Source organism: Clostridium lamae (assembly GCF_033043255.1).
GTDB classification, from domain to species: domain Bacteria; phylum Bacillota; class Clostridia; order Clostridiales; family Clostridiaceae; genus Clostridium; species Clostridium lamae.
Genome location: NZ_JASCQJ010000029.1, coordinates 1 through 20,686, shown reverse-complemented (window position 1 = coordinate 20,686; position 20,686 = coordinate 1). Strand labels below are relative to the sequence as shown.

The 20,686-nt window shown below is 28.8% G+C and carries 20 protein-coding genes and 1 pseudogene; 4 read left to right on the top strand and 17 right to left on the bottom strand.

Features of this window, described 5'->3' with window-relative positions; genetic code table 11:
- Positions 1–27: 27 nt before the first annotated feature.
- The 3 genes from QK892_RS13065 to QK892_RS13055 form a co-directional block, all read right to left on the bottom strand.
- Positions 28–2,073, bottom strand: a complete 2,046-nt coding sequence (locus QK892_RS13065) for a right-handed parallel beta-helix repeat-containing protein (protein WP_317273978.1) — start codon at positions 2,071–2,073, stop codon at positions 28–30.
- A 301-nt stretch (positions 2,074–2,374) separates the two neighbouring features.
- Complete coding sequence (locus QK892_RS13060; protein ID WP_317273977.1) at positions 2,375–2,539, bottom strand: hypothetical protein; 165 nt, start codon at positions 2,537–2,539, stop codon at positions 2,375–2,377.
- Between the two features lie 113 nt (positions 2,540–2,652).
- Entirely contained in the window at positions 2,653–3,783 is a 1,131-nt protein-coding gene (locus QK892_RS13055; protein WP_449508594.1) for a DEAD/DEAH box helicase, read from the bottom strand.
- 325 nt (positions 3,784–4,108) lie between these two features.
- On the opposite strand from QK892_RS13055, the gene sstT reads away from it, so the two are divergent.
- Complete coding sequence (gene sstT, locus QK892_RS13050; RefSeq protein WP_317273975.1) at positions 4,109–5,344, top strand: serine/threonine transporter SstT; 1,236 nt, start codon at positions 4,109–4,111, stop codon at positions 5,342–5,344.
- 143 nt (positions 5,345–5,487) lie between these two features.
- On the opposite strand, the gene QK892_RS13045 is transcribed toward sstT, so the two are convergent.
- The 14 genes and pseudogenes from QK892_RS13045 to QK892_RS12980 form a co-directional block, all read right to left on the bottom strand.
- Positions 5,488–5,634, bottom strand: coding sequence for a PTS sugar transporter subunit IIA (locus QK892_RS13045; RefSeq protein WP_317273974.1), 147 nt, complete (start codon positions 5,632–5,634; stop codon positions 5,488–5,490).
- Positions 5,612–6,574: a 1-phosphofructokinase gene (gene pfkB, locus QK892_RS13040; RefSeq protein WP_317273973.1), complete on the bottom strand. Its 963-nt coding sequence runs from the start codon at positions 6,572–6,574 to the stop codon at positions 5,612–5,614. The genes QK892_RS13045 and pfkB overlap by 23 nt, the downstream gene beginning before the upstream one ends.
- A 44-nt stretch (positions 6,575–6,618) precedes the next feature.
- Positions 6,619–7,601, bottom strand: a pseudogene (locus QK892_RS13035) (DUF5692 family protein).
- A 31-nt stretch (positions 7,602–7,632) separates the two neighbouring features.
- Positions 7,633–7,974, bottom strand: coding sequence for a hydrogenase maturation nickel metallochaperone HypA/HybF (locus QK892_RS13030; RefSeq protein ID WP_317273972.1), 342 nt, complete (start codon positions 7,972–7,974; stop codon positions 7,633–7,635).
- Between the two features lie 23 nt (positions 7,975–7,997).
- The gene (locus QK892_RS13025) at positions 7,998–10,676 is read right to left on the bottom strand and encodes an FAD-dependent oxidoreductase (protein WP_317273971.1); all 2,679 of its coding nucleotides are present in this window, start codon (positions 10,674–10,676) and stop codon (positions 7,998–8,000) included.
- Between the two features lie 24 nt (positions 10,677–10,700).
- Entirely contained in the window at positions 10,701–11,372 is a 672-nt protein-coding gene (hypB, locus tag QK892_RS13020; protein ID WP_317273970.1) for a hydrogenase nickel incorporation protein HypB, read from the bottom strand.
- A 229-nt stretch (positions 11,373–11,601) separates the two neighbouring features.
- Complete coding sequence (recA, locus tag QK892_RS13015) at positions 11,602–12,663, bottom strand: recombinase RecA (protein ID WP_317273993.1); 1,062 nt, start codon at positions 12,661–12,663, stop codon at positions 11,602–11,604.
- A gap of 291 nt (positions 12,664–12,954) precedes the next feature.
- A complete protein-coding gene (locus QK892_RS13010; protein ID WP_317273969.1) occupies positions 12,955–13,710 on the bottom strand; it encodes a M15 family metallopeptidase in 756 nt (251 codons plus the stop codon).
- Between the two features lie 115 nt (positions 13,711–13,825).
- Complete coding sequence (locus QK892_RS13005) at positions 13,826–14,476, bottom strand: response regulator transcription factor (protein ID WP_317273968.1); 651 nt, start codon at positions 14,474–14,476, stop codon at positions 13,826–13,828.
- Between the two features lie 17 nt (positions 14,477–14,493).
- A complete protein-coding gene (locus QK892_RS13000) occupies positions 14,494–15,138 on the bottom strand; it encodes a hypothetical protein (RefSeq protein ID WP_317273967.1) in 645 nt (214 codons plus the stop codon).
- The gene (locus QK892_RS12995) at positions 15,139–16,548 is read right to left on the bottom strand and encodes a sensor histidine kinase (protein WP_317273966.1); all 1,410 of its coding nucleotides are present in this window, start codon (positions 16,546–16,548) and stop codon (positions 15,139–15,141) included.
- Between the two features lie 213 nt (positions 16,549–16,761).
- Positions 16,762–17,979 carry a radical SAM/SPASM domain-containing protein gene (locus tag QK892_RS12990; protein ID WP_317273965.1) on the bottom strand — a complete coding sequence of 406 codons (1,218 nt, stop codon included), beginning with the start codon at positions 17,977–17,979 and terminating at the stop codon, positions 16,762–16,764.
- Complete coding sequence (locus QK892_RS12985; RefSeq protein ID WP_317273964.1) at positions 17,969–18,841, bottom strand: class I SAM-dependent methyltransferase; 873 nt, start codon at positions 18,839–18,841, stop codon at positions 17,969–17,971. Before QK892_RS12985 ends, QK892_RS12990 begins: the two co-directional genes overlap by 11 nt.
- Before the next feature lie 20 nt (positions 18,842–18,861).
- Positions 18,862–19,434, bottom strand: coding sequence for a class I SAM-dependent methyltransferase (locus QK892_RS12980; protein WP_317273963.1), 573 nt, complete (start codon positions 19,432–19,434; stop codon positions 18,862–18,864).
- 201 nt (positions 19,435–19,635) lie between these two features.
- Here QK892_RS12980 and QK892_RS12975 point away from each other — a divergent pair, with 201 nt between their 5' ends.
- The 3 genes from QK892_RS12975 to QK892_RS12965 all read left to right on the top strand — a co-directional run.
- Positions 19,636–20,103, top strand: coding sequence for a cupin domain-containing protein (locus tag QK892_RS12975; protein ID WP_317273962.1), 468 nt, complete (start codon positions 19,636–19,638; stop codon positions 20,101–20,103).
- 18 nt (positions 20,104–20,121) lie between these two features.
- Entirely contained in the window at positions 20,122–20,346 is a 225-nt protein-coding gene (locus tag QK892_RS12970) for a hypothetical protein (RefSeq protein WP_317273961.1), read from the top strand.
- Positions 20,336–20,686, top strand: a 351-nt coding sequence (locus tag QK892_RS12965; protein WP_317273960.1) for a DUF2085 domain-containing protein, incomplete at its 3' end; no start/stop codon positions are given. The genes QK892_RS12970 and QK892_RS12965, both read left to right, overlap by 11 nt.

Below are 20,686 nucleotides of genomic sequence, written 5' to 3'. Positions count from 1 at the left end.
ATAATAGGTATAGCGGATTATAAGAATTTATTTGAATGAAAACTCAAATTTTTGCTTACCTGTTACTTGGAATGGTCCAGGAACTGCCCTTTTACCACGTGAATTCCCAAAGAAGTCTGTATTAAAACAATATGGTGTTCCATCAGGCTTTTCAAAAAGCTGCTCTGTCTGGAATCCATAACCGAGTATATTTGTGGTGATAATATCAGCAGCATTTTCAATAAGCATTTCAGGGTTTGTTATCTCAATAATGACCAATTTCTCTTCCCTGTCAATCTTATATTCAACTCCTGAATTTTCGTATAACTTAGAACCCTTTTCCTTTTTATAGGCAAGTGCTCTATTGAAGTAAACATTATTTTCAATATATACCGCAAGTGGATCTGGATTTGAAAGGCTTGCATACGCTGGCTTTTCTTCTTCCTCCTTATTATCATCTTCCTTTTCATTCTGTTTTTGAGGCTGACCACCAGATGCCAACATTCTTCGAAGTTTATCCCACGGCTTCATATCGTCTGGGCCTGGGCAATTATTATAAACAGCCGTTCCTACAGGATATGTTAAAACCGGGCAAGCAAATGGAGTTATCTCTTCTGGTTTTAAAATATTATTACCAAAAAATGCTTCAAAATAAGGTTCGTCTGAGCGTGTATCACCATTTTCTCTAAGGAAAATATTGTTATAACAACGGTCGTCCCCACCTGTAAATCTAGTCATACCAGCAATAGAGGTGCTGTGTGGAACGTGATAAGGTGTATGCCTGTTCAATTCATTGCCTATGGATATTGTTCCTGCAAGGAGATTATGAACAAGGGCGCAGCTATGACTAAGTGTTTTGAAGGCATGACCAGAAAGTAAAATATTATGGTCTATCATTGTTGGACCATGGCTCACTTCAATTAATATATCTTCGCTGTCATTTCCAAACATAATATTATTAGAAATACGGCTTCCTTGAGCTTGCCAATCTAGCCAAACTCCCCTAAAGGAATCGTGAATCATATTGTTTCTAATAATTGTATCAATAGCTGCATGGAGTTTGATTCCTCCAACCTCTGCACCGTGAAATTCTCTTTTATATCTTATGTTGTAGATATGATTATTTTCAATTAGGCTGAAAACACATCCAAGATGTCCCACAATACCCGCTTGTCCACAATTATATATAATATTATTACGAACAATATGGCTACCTATATTGTCCTTATTCCAACCATTGTTCAGGGCTCTAAAGATAACTTCTTGTTCTCTTTGATGACCCATTTTAGTGTGAATATTAGACCATTCGTTTTGACCAGTACTTTCTTCTTTTCCAAGGCTTATTCCACTACAGCGAGATTCACTTATAATATTATTTTCAATTATCCAGCCCTTGCTCCAGTGAGGTCCAATTAATCCTTCTTGTAAAGCCGTTGGAGGTGCCCACTGAGTAGCAGCTTGTCTCATTGTAAATCCACGAACTGTTATGTAGTTACGTCCTGGATTGACAGGCCAAAAGCAGAAACGGCGCACATTTATCTCAACATTTCCTTTTGTCGGGTCTTCTCCTTGGAAATTTGCATAGATAGTGGTATTGTAGTCGTCTACATCAGCATACCAAGTATATATGGACAATTCCGGTTCTAGTGATGTTTCAGACTTTTTAGGATTACGTACTGTCTCAATAGAAGTTGCCTCATACATAGAGTGTCCATCAAGATAAACATCTCCTAAGTGAAAAACTCTATCACTTTTAAATAACCAATCTCCAAATAAAACTTCATTAAATGGATTGAAATCACCAAAAAACTTATTATCAATAACCGTTTTCCATATGTCTCCGCTTCTTTCCCATTCAGTAATAACCTCAGCACCAGTAATAATAACATTTTCGCCTTCAGCTGCCTGATATGTTATTCTTTGTGATGAAGTTCCACCACTTTTAGGGCTTACCCATTCCCTATAAATTCCCTCGTGGACAGTAATTATGTCACCTGGTTTTGCAACATAAGCTGCCTTGCCAATAGTTAAAAAGGGTTCATTCTCTGTTCCAGGATTTAAATTACTGCCTGTCTTTTTAACGTGATAATTCATGCTTCTAACCTCCTACTCAATTTATATAACTCTATCTTATATCAGTTGAGAGAAAAAACAATGTATTATATTATAATGTACTATATTATCCACCTTATTAAAGCTTAGTTTAAGATTTATTACTATGTTTTTATAAATTATTAGAAAATAAAAAGACCAAGTTATAAGCTTGGCCTAAAATTATTGTATATTTATTTTTAAATTGTGTTATAATATTAGTAAGGAAAAGGTCAAGTGTTACATTTGACCTATGGCTTATGATATGTTTAAAGAAAAAGTAGCTTTACTTTGCGAGTGTGGGCTACTTTTTTCTTTTTGTATCTTTATCCTCAGTTACAGATAATTCAGCTGTAACACCATCTATACTCTTATCAACTTTCGTTGAGAATTTCTTTCCAAATACAATAGAAACTATAGCAACTATAGTTATACTAATTATAAGCAAAGCCTGTATAAAATCTGACATAGATATCACCTTCTTTCTGTCTATAAATTGCCATAAGCAATTAGTAACACTCGACCTAAGAAAGAAGGATAACTTACCATAAGTTTCCTTACTTTACTATTATACCATATTTTTTATTCTATATTTCCTTTGTAAAGATTTTTTTCTTCAATATTAATTTTAAAGTTCTTTTCATGGATCTTAATTATTTTTTCTTCTCTATCATCAACTAAAGAAAATACTTCTCCTGTTTCTCCTGCTCTTCCAACTCTTCCTGCTCTATGTAAATAATCATTAGAATCTTCTGGTATATCTAGGTTAATAACATGAGTTACACCTTTTATATCTAGGCCTCTAGCTGCTACATCAGATGCAATTAACACTTGGATATTACCTTTTCTAAAGTTTTCTAATGCTCTTTTTCTATCTTCCATTTTATTATTACCACCAATAGCTGCTACCTTTATTTTACTAGCTGTTAGATTTTCAACTGCTGTATTTGTAGTATAACTATCATTATTGAATACTAAAATTCTTTCTGCTTTTGTTGCATTTATAAGCTTTCTTAATGTTTCAATCTTTTTTCTACTTTCAGTTTTTATGTAGTTATGATTTATATTTTCATTAACTTTATTATTTTTAACTGATATAACATTTATATCTTCTTTTAAAGTCTTAGCAATATCTAAAGTCTTACCATTTAATGTGGCTGAAAACATCATAACTTGAGTTTGCTTTTGAGTAGCTTTTATTATGTCTTTTACAACAGGAAGATTATTTTTATCTAAAAGCTTATCTACTTCATCAATTATAATAGTTTTTATAGTATGTGCTGATACTTTCTTTTTGCCTATTAATTCTAATATTCTTCCAGCAGACCCAACTATAATATGAGGTTTTGCTTTTAAACTATCTATTTGCCTTTTAATATTAGCACTACCTATTAAAGATGTAGATGTAATATCTAAAGCAGCTCCTTTTTTTAATTCATTAATTGTGTTATTTATTTGAATGGCTAATTCATGAGTTGGAGCTAGTATTATGCATTGCATTTCTTTTTTACTTGTATCAATCTTTTCTATTGTTGGTAAAAGGTAAGCTAAAGTTTTACCAGTACCTGTTTCAGATTGTCCAATTATATTTTCTCCATTAAGAGCTACAGGAATAATTTCTTTTTGAATTTCAGTAGGCTCTTTTATTCCCATAGTATTTAATCCATTGATAAGTTTTTCGTTTATTTTAAGATTTTCAAAATTCATTTGTATATCAACCTCTTTCATTAAGCTAATGCTTATTAAACTGTATCAGTAGTTTGAAATAATGTCAAAATATATAATAGTTTTTTTAGCTTTTTGTGTAATATTTTCTAAAGTAATTATAAACATATTATATTTTAAAGCTTACAATTTTAAGATTTTTTCAACAAATTTATTATTTTATTGACAATATTCTGCTAATTTTCTTTTGTTTTTAATAAATTTGTGATAAAATGTTCGAAATACATAATAACTTTATTATAAACTACATTTTAATATTTAAGTTATATAGTATAGCTCATATTTCAAAAAATATAATTGGGGGGCTGTAAAATTGAAAAATTTATTTAAAAAATGGAATGAACTAAGTATTGTTAAAAGAATACTACTCGGTTTAATTGTTGGTGTTATCCTAGCTTTAACTGTTCCTGAAAAAGGAAAAGCTATTGTTATCTTTGGGGATTTATTTGTTGGTGCTTTAAAAGCTATTGCACCTATTCTTGTATTTTTCTTAGTTATGTCTGCTATATCTCATCATAAAAGTGGACATAAAAGTAATATGAAATCTATTGTTCTACTTTATTTGCTTGGAACATTTATGGGTGGATTTATCGGAGTTTTAGCAAGCTTTATTTTTCCGGTGAATTTAACATTAGTAGCAGGAGTAGAAAGTATCACACCTCCTGGTGGAATTGTAGAAGTTCTAAAAAACCTGCTTCTTAATATTGTAGATAATCCAGTAAAAGCATTGTTTAATGCTAACTATATTGGTATATTATCTTGGGCTATAGTTCTTGGAATGGCTTTAAAAAATGCTAAGGAAGAAACTAAAACAATGATAGAAAATTTTTCAGATGCCTTATCTAAAATGGTTGGATGGGTAATTGAATTTGCACCACTAGGAATCATGGGACTTGTATTTGATGCCATTGCAACTAATGGTGTTCAAGCTTTCGTAAGCTATGGGAAATTACTTATTGTTTTAGTTGGATGTATGATATTTGTAGCACTTATTGTAAATCCAATTATAGTATATTTTAATATCCGTCAAAATCCTTATCCACTTGTTTTTAAATGTTTAAAAGAAAGTGGAATTACAGCCTTCTTTACACGTAGTTCAGCTGCAAATATTCCTGTAAATATGGATCTTTGTGAAAGATTAGGACTAGATAAAGATACTTATTCTGTATCAATTCCACTAGGAGCAACTGTAAATATGTCTGGTGCATCTGTTACAATTTCTGTATTAACACTAGCTGCTGCTCATACTCTTGGAATTCAAGTGGATATACCTACAGCATTTATACTTAGTATATTAGCAACAATAGCTGCTTGTGGTGCATCAGGAGTATCTGGTGGGTCTTTATTATTAATACCTTTAGCTTGTAGTTTATTTGGAATACCAAATGATATTGCTATGCAAGTAGTAGGTGTTGGTTTTATAATAGGTGTTTTACAAGATTCTTGCGAGACTGCACTTAATTCTTCAACAGATGCTCTCTTTACAGCAACTGCTGAATTCGCAAGAAGACGTAAAGAGGGCCAAAAAATAGTTGTACCTAAAAATTAGATTATTATATTAATTTAAAAACATATTGAACATTATTATAAAAAAGTCATGTATCAGAAGCTTTGCTAGTGATACATGACTTTACTAATAATTAATTTAAATACTTACCAAATAATTAAATAGGTAATATCTTTTAATTTTCTTTATAAAATATCTATTATTTCTTTCTTAGATTTAGCATTCAAAATACTTTTTCTAAATTCTTCATGCATTAACTTCCTTGAAAGGTTAGCTAATGCTCTTAAATGCAAATCATTTTGTTCATCATTAACAGCAATCATAAATACCATATTTACATCTTGTCCATCTATTAATTACCTCCCTGACTTCTATTTCTTTTATATATTTATTTACCTCACTTAAAGTTCCAATCCCTCTTGATTCAGCTACATTTCCACCAGTTGCTGAAGATTTCTTTAAAGCATACTCAATATTGTCTCCTTTTAACCACTCACTTAAAAATGCTGCTAAGGCAGAATCTCCTGCACAAGCAGAACTTACAAGGTTTACATTAGGTGCTGTACAGTAATATACCTTATCTCCATTATAAAAATACATTCCCTTTTCACCTAAGGTTAAAAGAATATTTTGTGCACCTTCTTCTTTTAAATGTTTTAATACTTTCATAACATCTTTCTCATTATTTATATCTAGTCCAAATATTTCTTTTACTTCTTCATTATTTGGCTTAATTAATAAAGGTTCATATTTTAATAAATACTTTAATTTTCTTGAACTTATGTCTAAAATTACTTTTATATTTCTTTTATTGCATATTTTTAATAATTCATCATAGTAATCTTCATTTATACTTTGAGGTAAACTTCCACTTATAATTAAGTAACTACAGTCCATAGAGTTTTCTATATAATTTAATAAATCATTTTGAGTTTCTTTTGGGACAAAGGGTCCTCTATTTACATATTTAAATTCCTTTTTATCTTCAGTATCTATAAAAACATTTATCCTAGTTACTTCATCAATCCAGAAAGCCTTAACTGATATGTTGATTTTTTGAAGTTCTTCAACAATATATTTACCTGTAAAACCTCCAAAAAAACCTAAAGCCTTACTTTCTACTCCATAATGCTTTAATACAAGAGATACATTTATTCCTTTTCCATTAGGGGAATATTCTATATTTCTTGTCCTATTAACTTTAAATGGTTCATAACTTTCTGCTGTATAATTCATATCAATTGCCGGATTAGTTGTTAATGTATATATCATTCTTATCTCCTCCGCTTATATTAAGGTTTTAGTAATATTTTCAACTATTCTGCTAGTACTTTTATTTCCTTATACTTATTTAAGTCTATATAAAGTTCTTCCTTATAAGGATTACGATTTGTTTTTTTAGCTTTATAAATCATGTATATTGCAACTAAAATATTAGAAATAAGTGCTAATAAACTAACAACAAATAGATAACTTTCATTATAGGTAGACGAAACAGCAAATTTACCTTTATCAATAAAAGCTGGAAAGGTTTGAGCAAACATACACCATAATGCTAAGGTTTGAGCACGATGTTGAAGCCATGCACCTTTTCCTATAGTGAATGCACATAATGTGGGTGCAAGCAATAATGCAAAGCCACAATACCATGAATGTCCTGGTAAAGCATTATAAGTATAAGCAAAATTCCATAAGTCATAAGCTATTATCCAAAACCATAGCATATCTGGCCAAAGCATGTCCTTACTTTTATCTTTAGCAGTTTTTTTACGAATACTTATACCTACCCATCCAGTAATAGTTATAATATTTAAAATTCCTGCAATTGCATTCATATAATTCCAAGGACCGCCTAATACATACATAGAGCCATCTTCTAAAATCCCTCCACCAGAATATTGAAGCGCAACTTGTATATCACGTATAACTGCTTCTAATATATTAATTGCAAGAATTAATGGTGGAAAACATAAAGCTATTTTATTATCTGCTAATCTCCATTCTTTACCTGTTCTTTTATTTCTTCCATGTAGATGCCTTATACACCAAAATCCAATACACCCTGTGCTACTGCTGAATATACTTTAGCTAAATGAAACCAATCTGTATAAGTAGTATCACTTAATACAGTAAACCATAAAATAGAAAGTGTAATTGGCAATATAACAAAACATAATAATCCACCAATTTTTGAACGTCTTGAGAATTCATTTAATATAAATAGAATTAGAAATACAGCAATCCAAATACCCCATACTGAAAAGAAGGAAGCTCCTTCTTCATAGTTAAAACTAAACATAACTTTCCCCCCAGTTATAATTTTTAACTTTCTAATAACATACTATTTCCTTTATATAACATTCTTTTCCACTTAATATCTCACAGTTTTTACTTTTGCAACTTGTACATATACCTTTGCTTAAAATTACATTAAAGACTTTATTACACTCCCTACATAATGCATTAGCTGGTAGTATTTCAATTTCTAACTTTGAACCTTCTAGTATAGTTCCTTCAATTGAAGCAGGATATAAAATTTTCATGTATTTAGGAATCATTGAAGAGAGTTCTCCTATTTGCAAAACTAAAGTCTCTATTTTTTGAACATTATTGACTTTTGCAAATTTCTCTACACTCTTAACAACTTCAATTAATACTCCAATTTCATGCATATAAACGCTCCTCCATTTACATCTTAATTTGCTTTAAATATATTTAAAGCTTTTTTAATAGCTATTTTACCTTTACGTTTAAGTACCTGCTTAACAATTACTGGCTTTAAGTTTTCAAAAGCTACACCTTCACCATCATATTTTCTCACTAGCGAAATAGCATCAAACTTACACCTTGTTACACATGACCCACAACCTACACATAGAAACTCATCTACAACAGTAGCACCACAGCTAAGACAACGTTCTGTTTCCTTTTTTATTTGTTCTTCTGTAAAGGTTCCTCGTAAATCTTTAAATGTTTCTTTTGATTCTTTTATATTTCCATGACTAGCTCTTTGTCTTGGAAGATTATCATATCCCAAAAGTTCTATATTCTCTTTATCTAATGAGTGATATTCTTTTCTATCACGGCCTATAATTAAACTTTGTCCTGGATGAACATAACGATGAATTGAAATTGCTCCTTCTTTTCCTGCTGCAATAGCATCAATAGCAAATCTTGGACCTGTAAAAGCATCACCGCCAGCAAATACATCTGGTTCTCCTGTTTGATAGGTAAAAGGATCTGCCTTTATTGTGTTATTTGGGTTAATCTCTATATTACTATCTATAATTAAATTTCCCCAATCAATAGACTGACCTACTGAAAGTAATACTGTATCTGCCTTTACAAATATTACATCTTCTTCATCATAGGATGGATTGAATTTTTCATTTTTATCAAATACTGATGTACACTTTTTAAATTCTATACCAATAACCTTTTCATCTTTCGTAACAATTCGTCTTGGTCCCCATGAATTATTTATAGAAATTCCTTCTTCTAATGTTTCTTTAATTTCCCCATTAAGAGCTGGCATTTCCTCTCTTGTTTCAAGACAGAATATACTAACTTTTTCTGATCCTAATCTTTCAGCAGTTCTTGCAACATCTATAGCAACATTGCCTCCTCCTATAACAACTACATTTCCATTAAGTTTTATATCTTCACCTAAATTCACACTTCGTAAAAAGTCTACTCCTGCTATTACTCCTTTAGCATTTTCTCCTTCAATTCCTATATTTCTACCAGATTGAGCCCCAATAGCTATATAGAAAGCTTCATATCCTTGTTCTCTTAAAGCTTTTAAAGTTATATCTTTCCCTACTTCAATTCCAGTCCTAAAATTAACACCTAATTCTCTTAGAATTTCAATTTCTGCATTTACTACATCTTTTTCTAACCTAAATGATGGAATACCAAGTGTTAACATTCCACCAAGTACATTTTGTTTTTCAAAGACTGTTACCTTATATCCCTCTATAGCTAAGAAAAATGCACAAGAAAGACCTGAAGGTCCTGCTCCTATAATAGCTATTTTTTTATTATAATCATGTTTAATTTTAGGAATATATCTATTTTCTTTATTTAAATCTTGATCTGCAATAAATTTTTTAATCTCATCTATAGCTATAGGATCATCAATATCTCCTCTTGTACATTCTGATTCACATTTTCTTGGACATATACGTCCACATACTGCTGGAAATGGATTTTCATGTTTTATTAATTCAAGAGCTTCTTTATATCTTCCTTGTGAAGCTAGTTTTATATACCCTTGGATTGCAATATGTGCAGGGCATTCTGTTTTACAAGGACTAGTTCCACTTTCAACAACATTTTTTCTATTAATTCTATAGTTTGGATTCCATTTATCTGGTCCCCATTCAGTATCTCGAGGAGTTTCAATTTTTTTAATTGGTAATGGTTTTATAGAACATAGTTTTTGACCTAATTTCAAAGCATTGACTGGACAGTTTACAACACATTCTCCACATGCAACACACTTATCTTTATTTACACTTGAAACATAATTTGAACGTACCATATCAACATTCTTAAACATTTCAGCACTTCTTAATGAAAGACAAGAGCACCCACAGCAATTACATATAGCATGAGTTTTACCTGAGCCATCAAGATTTGGAATTTGATGCATTAAACCATTTTCTTCTGCTCTATTAATTATTTCAAAAGCTTCTTCACGAGTAATTTTTCTCCCTCTTCCTGTACGAATATAGTATTCTGCAGCATGTCCCATTTGAATACACATGTCCTCTGCTAAATGACCACAGCCTTCTCCCATTACTTTTCTTGCTACACGGCATGAACAATCAGAAACGGTAAAAATATCATTGTCATTTAGATATTTTGAAACTTCCTCATAAGAAGCTTTTCTAGTTTCTCCATCAATAGCTTGCTCTATAGGTATTACACGCATTAATCCTACTCCTACCGGAAATGCTCCTGTAGTTTTAGGACCTCTTACTCTGCCATATGCTTCAAAGGCTTCTGCAATCTGAGGATATTTGTTAACGTTTTCTTTGTTGTTAACCATCATTTCCATAATTCCAGGAACCCAAGTATCATACCAATAGGTATCAACTCCATTAATATTATTTACAAAGCAAACTCCAGCTACTGCTAAATCCCATAAAAGCTTTTCTGTTTCTTTTATAGATTTACCACATAGTGGTGCTAGGTCTTTTGCTGTATACTTTGTACGTATTTTCATACAAAGTCCTACTTCTGCCATTTCATCTGTAACAACAGGTTCTAAAATCATATATTCAGGATCTTCAGGCCTTATTTCATCTTTTGACCCACGCTTTTTCCTACTAATATGATTAGCAAGATCCAATACCTTTTCCTTTATCATTTTTCTCCCCCTAATTTATTTATATTAATTTTCATTCCATTTTTCAGCTTCTTTTCTAATCCAGTCTGCAAATTTATCAATTCCTTCTCCTGTTTTTGCAGAAATAGTAATAATTTCGATTTCTGGATTTAATTCTTTTACACGCTTAATACAAGCTTCTAAATCAAAATCAAAATACTCAATTACATCTATTTTATTAATTAATAAAACATCTGCAATTGAAAACATCAAAGGATATTTTAGTGGTTTATCATCTCCTTCAGGAATACTTAAAATCATAGCATTTTTTGATGAACCAGTATCAAATTCTGCTGGACATACCAAGTTTCCTACATTTTCTAAAATGGCAAAATTAATATTATCTATTCCTAAACCTTCTAACCCTTGTTTAGTCATATCAGCATCAAGATGACACATCCCCCCTGTGTGCAACTGAATAACTTTTACTCCTGTTTTAGAAATAGTATGAGCATCAACATCTGAATCGATGTCTGCCTCCATGACCCCTATTTTCATTTCGCTTTTTAATACATTAATAGTTCTTGTAAGAGTTGATGTTTTACCTGATCCTGGCGATGACATTAAATTTAATAAAAATACTTTCTTTTCTTTAAGTTCCTCTCTCAATAAATTAGCTTGATGATCATTGTCTTTAAACACACTTTCCTTAATTTCAAGAATTCTAAAATTATCCATAAATTATTCTCCTTTTTAATCTGGTCAGACTAGTTAGATTGTACTGATAAAAATTTCACATGTATTTCTATGTAGGAACAACATATTCCTTTAATACTAATATATGCCTGATATTTACTTTAATATCTTTACTTTCATTGGTTTTCAAATTTATCTTTATAAATTAAAATGCGACCCAAAATTTTGGTCGCATTTAGGATATATTATTTATTCAATATTTTTTTGCCTTTTAACTTATTGATTTATTAACACTATCGGTTCTCTTAATTTTATCTTTTTTCTCTTTTTTGTCTATTTTAATTAATGTCAAATTATATTTTTCTCTTATTGCATTTTCCACTTCATTAGCTATTTCTTTATTTTCTTTTAGATAAATCTTTGAATTTTCTCTACCTTGTCCTATTCTTATATCATTATATGCAAACCATGATCCACTCTTATCTATTATTCCTTCATTAACTGCTATATCTAATAGATTTCCTTCCCTTGATATACCTTCATTATACATAATATCAAACTCTGCTAACTTAAACGGTGGAGCAACTTTATTCTTTGTTACCTTTATTCTTGCTCTACTGCCTACTATATTTTCACCAACTTTTATATTATCAATTTTTCTAATATCTAATCTTACTGATGAATAAAATTTAAGAGCCCTTCCTCCAGTTGTTGTTTCAGGACTCCCAAACATAACTCCTATTTTTTCTCTTAACTGATTAATAAATATTACAACACACTTAGATTTATTTATTGATGCTGTAAGTTTTCTTAGAGCTTGAGACATTAGTCTTGCTTGTAGGCCAATATGAGAAGCACCCATATCCCCTTCAATTTCTGCTCTTGGAACTAAAGCTGCTACAGAGTCAACTACTAGTACATCCATAGCATTTGATCTGACAAGTGCCTCTGTTATTTCTAGTGCTTGCTCTCCATTATCTGGTTGGCTCACTATTAAATCATCAATATTCACCCCTAAATTCTTTGCATAAGAAGGATCTAATGCATGTTCAGCATCTATAAAGGCTGCTGTTCCTCCATTTTTTTGTGCTTCTGCGATTATATGCAATGCAATGGTAGTCTTACCTGAGCTTTCAGGTCCATATATTTCTATTATTCTACCTCGTGGCACACCACCAACCCCTAAAGCTATATCTAATGCTAATGATCCTGTTGATATTGTTTCTATGTCCATTATTGTATTTGATCCAAGTTTCATAATTGAACCTTTGCCATATTGTTTTTCTATTTGTTTCATAGCAGATTCAATTGCCATAAGTTTTTCCTTATTTATATCCATATATTGTTACCTCCAATTCTTCATACTCCTTAATATAAATAAATATTATATCTATTTAAATCAAAGAAAATTTAATGCACAGTTTTGTAAACGTTTTCTAGTGCGTACTTAAAAAATTCCACATTTTTTTAATATTTACTTACATTACTATTTTAACACAAAAAAATTAATGAATGTAAGCAAAAGTTTTATAAAATCATGCTTATATTCATTATTAATCAATATTATATATATTATATTTTTATTGAGTATATATTAGGTGTATTTAAACACGCATTGATTTTATCATTGCCCTAAATACTCTTCTAAAGTTAGTCCTTCTTCTTCAATTTTTAGGGAGTGTTCAGTTCCAACATATCTTATATGCCACGGCTCATAATTATAACCAGTGATACTTTCTTTATTTTTTGGATATCTAAGTATAAATCCATACTTAGACATATTTTCATGTAACCATTCGCATTCTTTAGTATTCTCAAAATTCTCATCCATATTTGTATAGTCAGCTGCTAATATATCTACTGAAAGGCCAGTTTGATGTTCACTATATCCAGGTTTGGCTACATACTTATCAGCATACTCTCTTCCATTAGTATAAACCTCATTAATATAAACATTCTCTTGATATTCATAGGTTCTATATCCTGAAACAGCTAATAAATTTAGTCCATCTCTTTTGGCATCTTTAAACATTTCTTCTAAACTTTCATTTGCTTCTTTTCTTAATAAAATTTCTTTATTAGATTTTACTGATACAATTTCTAAATCTTCTGGTTCATATTCTCTTTCTAATCCAACATCTTTATTTACCAGTAGAATATTATTTAAATTATTATTTACATCTATTGTTTCATTTCTAGACTTAGTTTCATCTTTCAATACATTTAATTGATCATCACTTATACTTTGTTTTTTAATATATTTTCCAACTATTATTGTAGAGAAAATAAAAATTATTCCTACCAATAAAATCATTCTTCTAATTCTTCTAATCATTTTCCTTCTTCTTTCTATTCTTTTGCTTATTCCTACTTTAGCCATATTAAGCACTTCCTTTCATACTTAATATAACTTAAGAATATTTACTTATAATATACTACTTATATCAAAGTTGTAAATTATTATTTTTCTAATTTAGTATTAAGAAATATAAACTTTACTTTTCAAATCTATATCCTACTTTATATACAGTTTTTATGTTATCTTTCAAATTTAGCTTTTCTCTTAATCTTTGAACATGTATGTCAACAGTTCTAGTGCCTCCATAATAATCATATCCCCATACTTTGTCTAATATTTGCTCTCTAGATAATGCACTATTGCAATTTTTTAAGAATAGATGTAATAATTCAAATTCTTTTAAGGTTGTATCTACTTGCTTCTCATTTAACTTTATTGATCTTTTATCTATATCTATTTCAATATCATTAAACTTAATAATATTCTCATTTTTATTATACCTTCTTGCTACAGCTTCAATTCTTGCTAAAAGTTCTATACTTTCAAAAGGCTTAACTAAATAATCATCAGCACCTAAGCGTAACCCCTTCACTCTATCTAGTACTGAGTCCTTAGCTGTAATAAAAATTACAGGAACATCTTTTGTTTTCATAATGTTAATCAATTCAAACCCATCTATCTTAGGAAGCATAACATCAAGAAGAACTAAATCTATCTCATTAGAATTAAACTTTTCTTTTCCAGCTTCGCCATCTTCGGCTGTTATAACCTCGTATCCTGACAGCTCTAGATTTATTGCTATTAAATCTCTTATAGCAATATCATCTTCAACTACTAGTATTTTCATGTTCTCTCCCCATTTCATTAAATTTTTCTATAAAAACTAATAATACTATCATGTTCATAATCTACAACAAATAAACTATATTTACCCGCTGCATCTTCTTGATATATTTCCAAATTGATTAATCCATTATAATTATAGCTTATTTTTATATTTTCTTCTCTAACATCTATATTTAATTCCTCAGTTAATGGTTTAATAATATTCTTAAGTTTATCCAAGTTAATATTATCAAAATCATATTCTTCCTCAAAATCATACTCTTCATTTATTGTATTTTCTCTATAATACTTTTTCCCTATATTTATAATTTCACCTGTTTCTACTTTCATCTCACAATAATATTTTAGATTTTTATTTGCATCAATTTTTTCAATAAGACCAATAGCCCATATCATATCTTCATCTCTCTTATATATCTGAATGTCCTCATAAACTTTTTCTCTATCTAATGTTATTGAAAATCCATTTTTTAAAACTTCTAATGTTCTATTCACCGCTTCTTCTCTAGTTATATAATTATTGGGTAAACTATCATTACTATATTGTGGAATTACTTTTTCTGAATATATAATATTTTCATTATAAGAAGTGAACAATGATTTAATAATAGCTAGTAATACAAAAATTGATATAAATAATATACTTAGTCTAATTATCTTCAATTAATCATCTCCTTTAAATGTTAATACTACTTTCGTTCCATTGTTTTCTTCACTGTAAATTTCAAGTTTTATATTATTTCTGATACATATTTCATTGCATATTGATAATCCTAATCCAATGTTATTTTTTGATACCCCTCTTGATTTATCTACCATATAAAATGGCTCTTTAACCTTTTTTAAATTTTCTTTAGATATTCCTATTCCTTCGTCTATTATTTTTAATTCATATTCACCATTTTTCAAACTTTCACCATATACCCTGATTTTCTTTCCATTTTCAGATGCTTTTATTGCATTATCTAATAAATTACTTAGTAAAACTTCAATAAGTTGTTTCTCACAAAATACGTAATTATAATCCATATTTACATCTATATTTATTTCTTTACTATCTATTTTATATCTTAAATCACTTATAGATCTTAATACAGTTTCTTTAATTAAAAATCTACTTTTTTCAGCCTCATTATTCTTAATCAAGATTAATTTGACGAGAGTTGAGCTTAATTTTTCTAATCTCTTTGCTTGAGAACTTATATATTGAAGTGATTTGAATTTAATTTCTTCACTAATATTGCTTTTTTGAAGCAATTCTGAATATCCTACTATAGATGTTATTGGAGTTTTCATTTCATGAGTTAAATTATCTATAAATCTTTGCTTTTCATTACTATTTTCCTCGAGTTCATCAATTTTTTCTTCTATTACTTGCATCATAGAATTAAAATTATCAGCTAAAATTCCAAATTCATCATCTTCGGAATATTTTGCTCTTTTATTATATTCACCACTTTTTATACTATTTGAAACTTCTATTAAATTCTTGATTGGATTAGTTATAAACCTTGATATAATATACATTCCAATAGCTAGTAATACTGTAACTATACTTGTTAATATTAAAAATAATTTATAATTTGATAATCTTTCTTCGCTAATAAATGTAATATCTTTAGTTAAAACTATTTTATATTCTAAGTTATTTATCCTAATCCTTGAACTTATGAATAATAATTTTCTGCTATTTATATCTCTAATAATAAATACTTCTTCATCTAATTTCGCCTCTGCTATTTCTTGTCTTTCCTCTTTAATTTCCGTCTGAGAAATATTAATAATCTTCTTATTACTTTCACTAAATATCTCTATATTTTTTATGCTATTTCCACTATTATATACAAACTCTCTAAGGAACCCTTCAAGTATATCTATATTATAAATTTCAATAAAATCATTCATATTAGAATATATAGAATTCTTAATTCCTTCATATTCATTTAGACCAGTAGTAATTACTAGGTTTAGACCTCTATTATATATAGTTTCTATTATTACTATACCAGCTCCATTAAACAGCAAAATAAACAACAATATGGAGGATACAAATATTTTTTCCCAAATCTTCACTTTTAAATATAGCCTCCTTTTTATTATATAATCATATATAATTCCCTATATTAATCATATAAAATGAATGTTTATAAATAACATCGATTTTGTTTCAAAGTTGTATATTCTTATTATTAACTACTATTATAAACTTTAAATAGAAATTGGAGAAGATAAATAGAATACATTCCATAATCTATTTATCTTCTCCATTATAATTTCAATATACAACTATTGTCCTTTTAATAATTTATAATATCTAGGCAAATCATTTTCTATACATTTATCACATTTCTTTGCATAGCAATAATTTCTAGCATGATCTAATTTGCCATGCATTTTATTCCATATATCTCTTATATTTTCATTTAATACATTTCCAAAGGATTCTTCTACAAAGTCACAAGGGGTAAAATTCCCTTCATTATCTATATATGAATGTTGCACTCCTGCACCACATCCGTATTGATCTTTAGACTCTAAGTAAGGAAATACTGATGTTTTAGGATAAGCTTTACCTTTATTTAATTCTATATGAAGATTGATTAACTTTTTCTTTTCTTCTACTGTATATATCTCATCTTTCTTTACTAATAAAGAACCACATGGAATAGGCTCTAAAATTCTAAGTTCATTAACTCCAAGCTCCTTTAAATATTTTGCTAGATTATATATTTCTTTTGTCTCAAGCATTTCCTTAGTACATACAGTTTGTGCCATTGTGTATAGTCCTGCTTCTTTACTGTTTTTAATTGCATTAATTGAATTTTCATAAGCACCATTATATCCTCTTTTTTTATCATGATTCTCTTTATACAAGCTATCTATGCTTATTCCAACTCCAAAAAGTCCTGCTTCTTTTAGTGACTTTGCTTTTTCTAAACTTAATGAATAACCATTTGTAAATAGAATTGAAGTACTTCTATTATCTATAGTAGATATTAGCTCCTCAATGTCTTTTCTAAGAAGGGGCTCTCCTCCTGTAAGACCTATTATTCCTACTCCTAAATCTTGAAGAGATTTTATTATTAGTTTTAATTCTTCAGTAGTTAATTCCTTAGACTTATCATCCTTTTCTTTAATAAATCTTTTTGCGCTACAATGCCAGCAATTATACATACATCTGCCAGTAACAGCTATATATGTTGAAATTGGTGCGAGTCTTTTTCCTGTAGTATGATTGTGAAAAAATTCACTTTTTTCGCCTGGTACTGCATCTACAATACTTTTAAATGCCACACTATTCACTGGTGGAAGAAAAGAATTAACTATAATATCTCCATTATGGATTACTAGCCTATCGTTTTTTAGTACATTCAGTCCACATCTAATTACGTTTATAGGCTTATATTCTTCACTTTCTTTAAATCTGTTATGAATGTGAAATATATTTTTCCGTACATCTTTATTTAATATTGCTTTAATAATAGGAAATGTATTACTTACCATTTTCAAAAACCCCCCAGACATATTTATGAGTAATTGTGTTTATATTCTTATGTTTAAATAAATCTATCATTTTATCTTTAACTTTATTACTCTCCATATCTACCATAGAGTCAAAGCCAGCTAAGGCACCTGTTGATGTCACAAATTTTGTTACCTCTTCAGAACTATTAAGCCTAAATACATGTTCTCCAGATTTTACTTTATCTATAGAAAAGCCATTATCAAGAAACCATTTTTCAAATTGCTTTTCACTCTTAGGATTGGGTAACTCCTTCATAATCTTCTCTACCTTCATATAATTGTTTAATACAAGATAAGGATAAATTTTTCTTACTTCTGGCAAAGTACTTTTTAAATTTACTATAACTGCAAAATACCCACCTTTTTTTAATACTCTTGCTACTTCTTTTATAATTTCTTTTGGTTTTTGATATTTTATTGCCCAAGCACATACAACCATATTAAAACTATCATCTTCGCATGATTTCAGAAATGATAGCATGTCTTTTTCAATAAACACACTATTAAACTTACAATTATTTTTCGCTTCATTTAACATTCCTTTTGATATATCTACTAAAGTGAATTTTGCTTTATGGAAAATATTATTTAAAAATCTACTATTAAAGCCTGTCCCACAAGCTAAATCTAGTATGTTTAATTCTTTATCAGAATTACTATGAATATATTGCTTACTAATTTCCTTTAGCATCTCTTCATTATATTTATGCATTTCTTTCAAAAATACATTTTCATAATTTTTACTTACTCTATTATAAGAATTTGCTATATCACTTAAATCAGTAAATTTTCTAGTTAAAGATAACTTGCATAGCTTTACAATACCATTTATGCTTTCCATTACTACCCTCTCTTAAATTCCTATTTTGAACCTATGTATATATATTCGTATTTAGATATCTCAATTATCTCCCCATTTTTGAAATATTTATAAGCTAATCTTTTCATTTCATTTATAGTAAGCATCTCTATTCGTTCAAAACAAAGAGTTTCAAAAATAAAGATAACCTTTCCTATAAAGCTGTTTTTATCGAATTCATAAATAAGAATTCTTCCTTCTTTCTTTAATACTCTTTTACATTCTCTCAGTGTTTCTTCTTTCTTTAATATATGGTGAAAGGAATCTCTCATTATAACTAAATCTACAGAAGAATCTCTTAAACTAATGTTATCAGAATATCCATTAATGATTTTTATATCTTTAGATTTCTCTTTTGCTATCTTAGTCATGTTTATTTCAGGATCTAAAATAGTTACTTTAGCACCTAAAGAAATAAGTTCCTTTGCTAATGTTCCAGTTCCTCCGCCAATATCTAAAATTTCTAGTCCATAAATGTTTTTTAACTCTTTTATAATTAATTTATTTTTATCTAAGTGAAACTTTTTCATAAATTTATCATATTGTTTACTATAGAATTTAAATAAATAGCTCATATTTATCTCCTTAAGCTTTTACTCCTTAATATTATATTATCATAGTACTATTACAAATTTTAAACATATTTCTTAAATTTTCCTAAAATATTTATATTTATTTAGCCTATTAATCCAGTTTAGTATTATAATAAATTTAGATAACTAAATGGTAAATTATTTAAAAATTATATATTTATAATGGAGGTGAAATATGTGACTATGGATATTCAAATTACTAATAAGAATTTAATTAATCCTAAACATAAAGATGAGCATGCGCCATATGAATATTACAAGTATGAAGTTACAAAGCAAGATAAAGATAGTAAGTGTAAAGTAGCTATCTACGAAATTCCTCCCAAGAAAGCCAATTACCCATATCATTACCATCTACAAACAGAAGAAGTTTTTTATATAATTAGTGGAAGTGGTATTTTAGTAACTCCCAATGGAAATAAAACAATTTCACCTGGAGATATTATAGTTTGTCCTCCGCTAGAAAAAGGCGCTCATAAAATAATTAATTCTTCTGAAACTGAAATGCTAGTCTATATTGATTTTGATACTGTAAATTATACAGATATAGCATATTATCCTAATTCAAATAAGGTAGGAATAATCTTATCTGATAAGCCAAATGAATTTTATAAAAAAGCTACTCAGTCAATATATTATGAAGGGGAATAATTTAATTAGAGGTGTTTTATGAGTGAATTTGAAAAGATTGCTTGTCCATTTTGTGGAAGCAATAATATAAAAATTATTATTGAAAAAGAAAAAGAAGATTATGATTTAGCTAGTGGAATTATAGGCACTATATGCCTTGGTCCTATTGGACTATTATGTGGATTATGCTCTGCTGATGGAGAAAAGGAAAGAACAACATGCATATGTAATGATTGTGGAAAGAGATTTATTGATGGTAAATAAAGATAGAACATGGCTTTTTTTAATGAAACTATTCTCTAAAACTTGTCACCAAAAGAATGACAGAAGTTTTTTTATTAATAATTATCAATTTCCTATATGCGCAAGATGTACAGGCCTACTAATAGGATATATTTTAGGAATTATATGTTTATTATTTAATTTTAAACTTTCTACTCTTTTAAGTTCAATCTTTATAGTTATTATGTTTATTGATTGGTTTTTTCAACATAAAGAAATACTTTATTCCACTAATAAAAGAAGATTATTAACTGGATTACTTTGTGGATTTGGAATTATTAATATAATATCTATTAGTTTTAGTAAAATTATAATGTTATTA

Coding starts and splice junctions, on each gene's coding strand:
- QK892_RS12985 (WP_317273964.1), bottom strand. CDS start 18,841: ATGGAAAGCATAAATGGTATTGTAAAGCTATGCAAGTTATCTTTAACT.
- QK892_RS12990 (WP_317273965.1), bottom strand. CDS start 17,979: ATGGTAAGTAATACATTTCCTATTATTAAAGCAATATTAAATAAAGAT.
- QK892_RS13060 (WP_317273977.1), bottom strand. CDS start 2,539: ATGTCAGATTTTATACAGGCTTTGCTTATAATTAGTATAACTATAGTT.
- QK892_RS13045 (WP_317273974.1), bottom strand. CDS start 5,634: ATGGTATTTATGATTGCTGTTAATGATGAACAAAATGATTTGCATTTA.
- QK892_RS12975 (WP_317273962.1), top strand. CDS start 19,636: ATGGATATTCAAATTACTAATAAGAATTTAATTAATCCTAAACATAAA.
- QK892_RS13030 (WP_317273972.1), bottom strand. CDS start 7,974: ATGCATGAAATTGGAGTATTAATTGAAGTTGTTAAGAGTGTAGAGAAA.
- pfkB (WP_317273973.1), bottom strand. CDS start 6,574: ATGATATATACATTAACAACTAATCCGGCAATTGATATGAATTATACA.
- QK892_RS13025 (WP_317273971.1), bottom strand. CDS start 10,676: ATGATAAAGGAAAAGGTATTGGATCTTGCTAATCATATTAGTAGGAAA.
- QK892_RS13065 (WP_317273978.1), bottom strand. CDS start 2,073: ATGAATTATCACGTTAAAAAGACAGGCAGTAATTTAAATCCTGGAACA.
- QK892_RS12980 (WP_317273963.1), bottom strand. CDS start 19,434: ATGAGCTATTTATTTAAATTCTATAGTAAACAATATGATAAATTTATG.
- hypB (WP_317273970.1), bottom strand. CDS start 11,372: ATGGATAATTTTAGAATTCTTGAAATTAAGGAAAGTGTGTTTAAAGAC.
- QK892_RS13005 (WP_317273968.1), bottom strand. CDS start 14,476: ATGAAAATACTAGTAGTTGAAGATGATATTGCTATAAGAGATTTAATA.
- QK892_RS13010 (WP_317273969.1), bottom strand. CDS start 13,710: ATGGCTAAAGTAGGAATAAGCAAAAGAATAGAAAGAAGAAGGAAAATG.
- QK892_RS12970 (WP_317273961.1), top strand. CDS start 20,122: ATGAGTGAATTTGAAAAGATTGCTTGTCCATTTTGTGGAAGCAATAAT.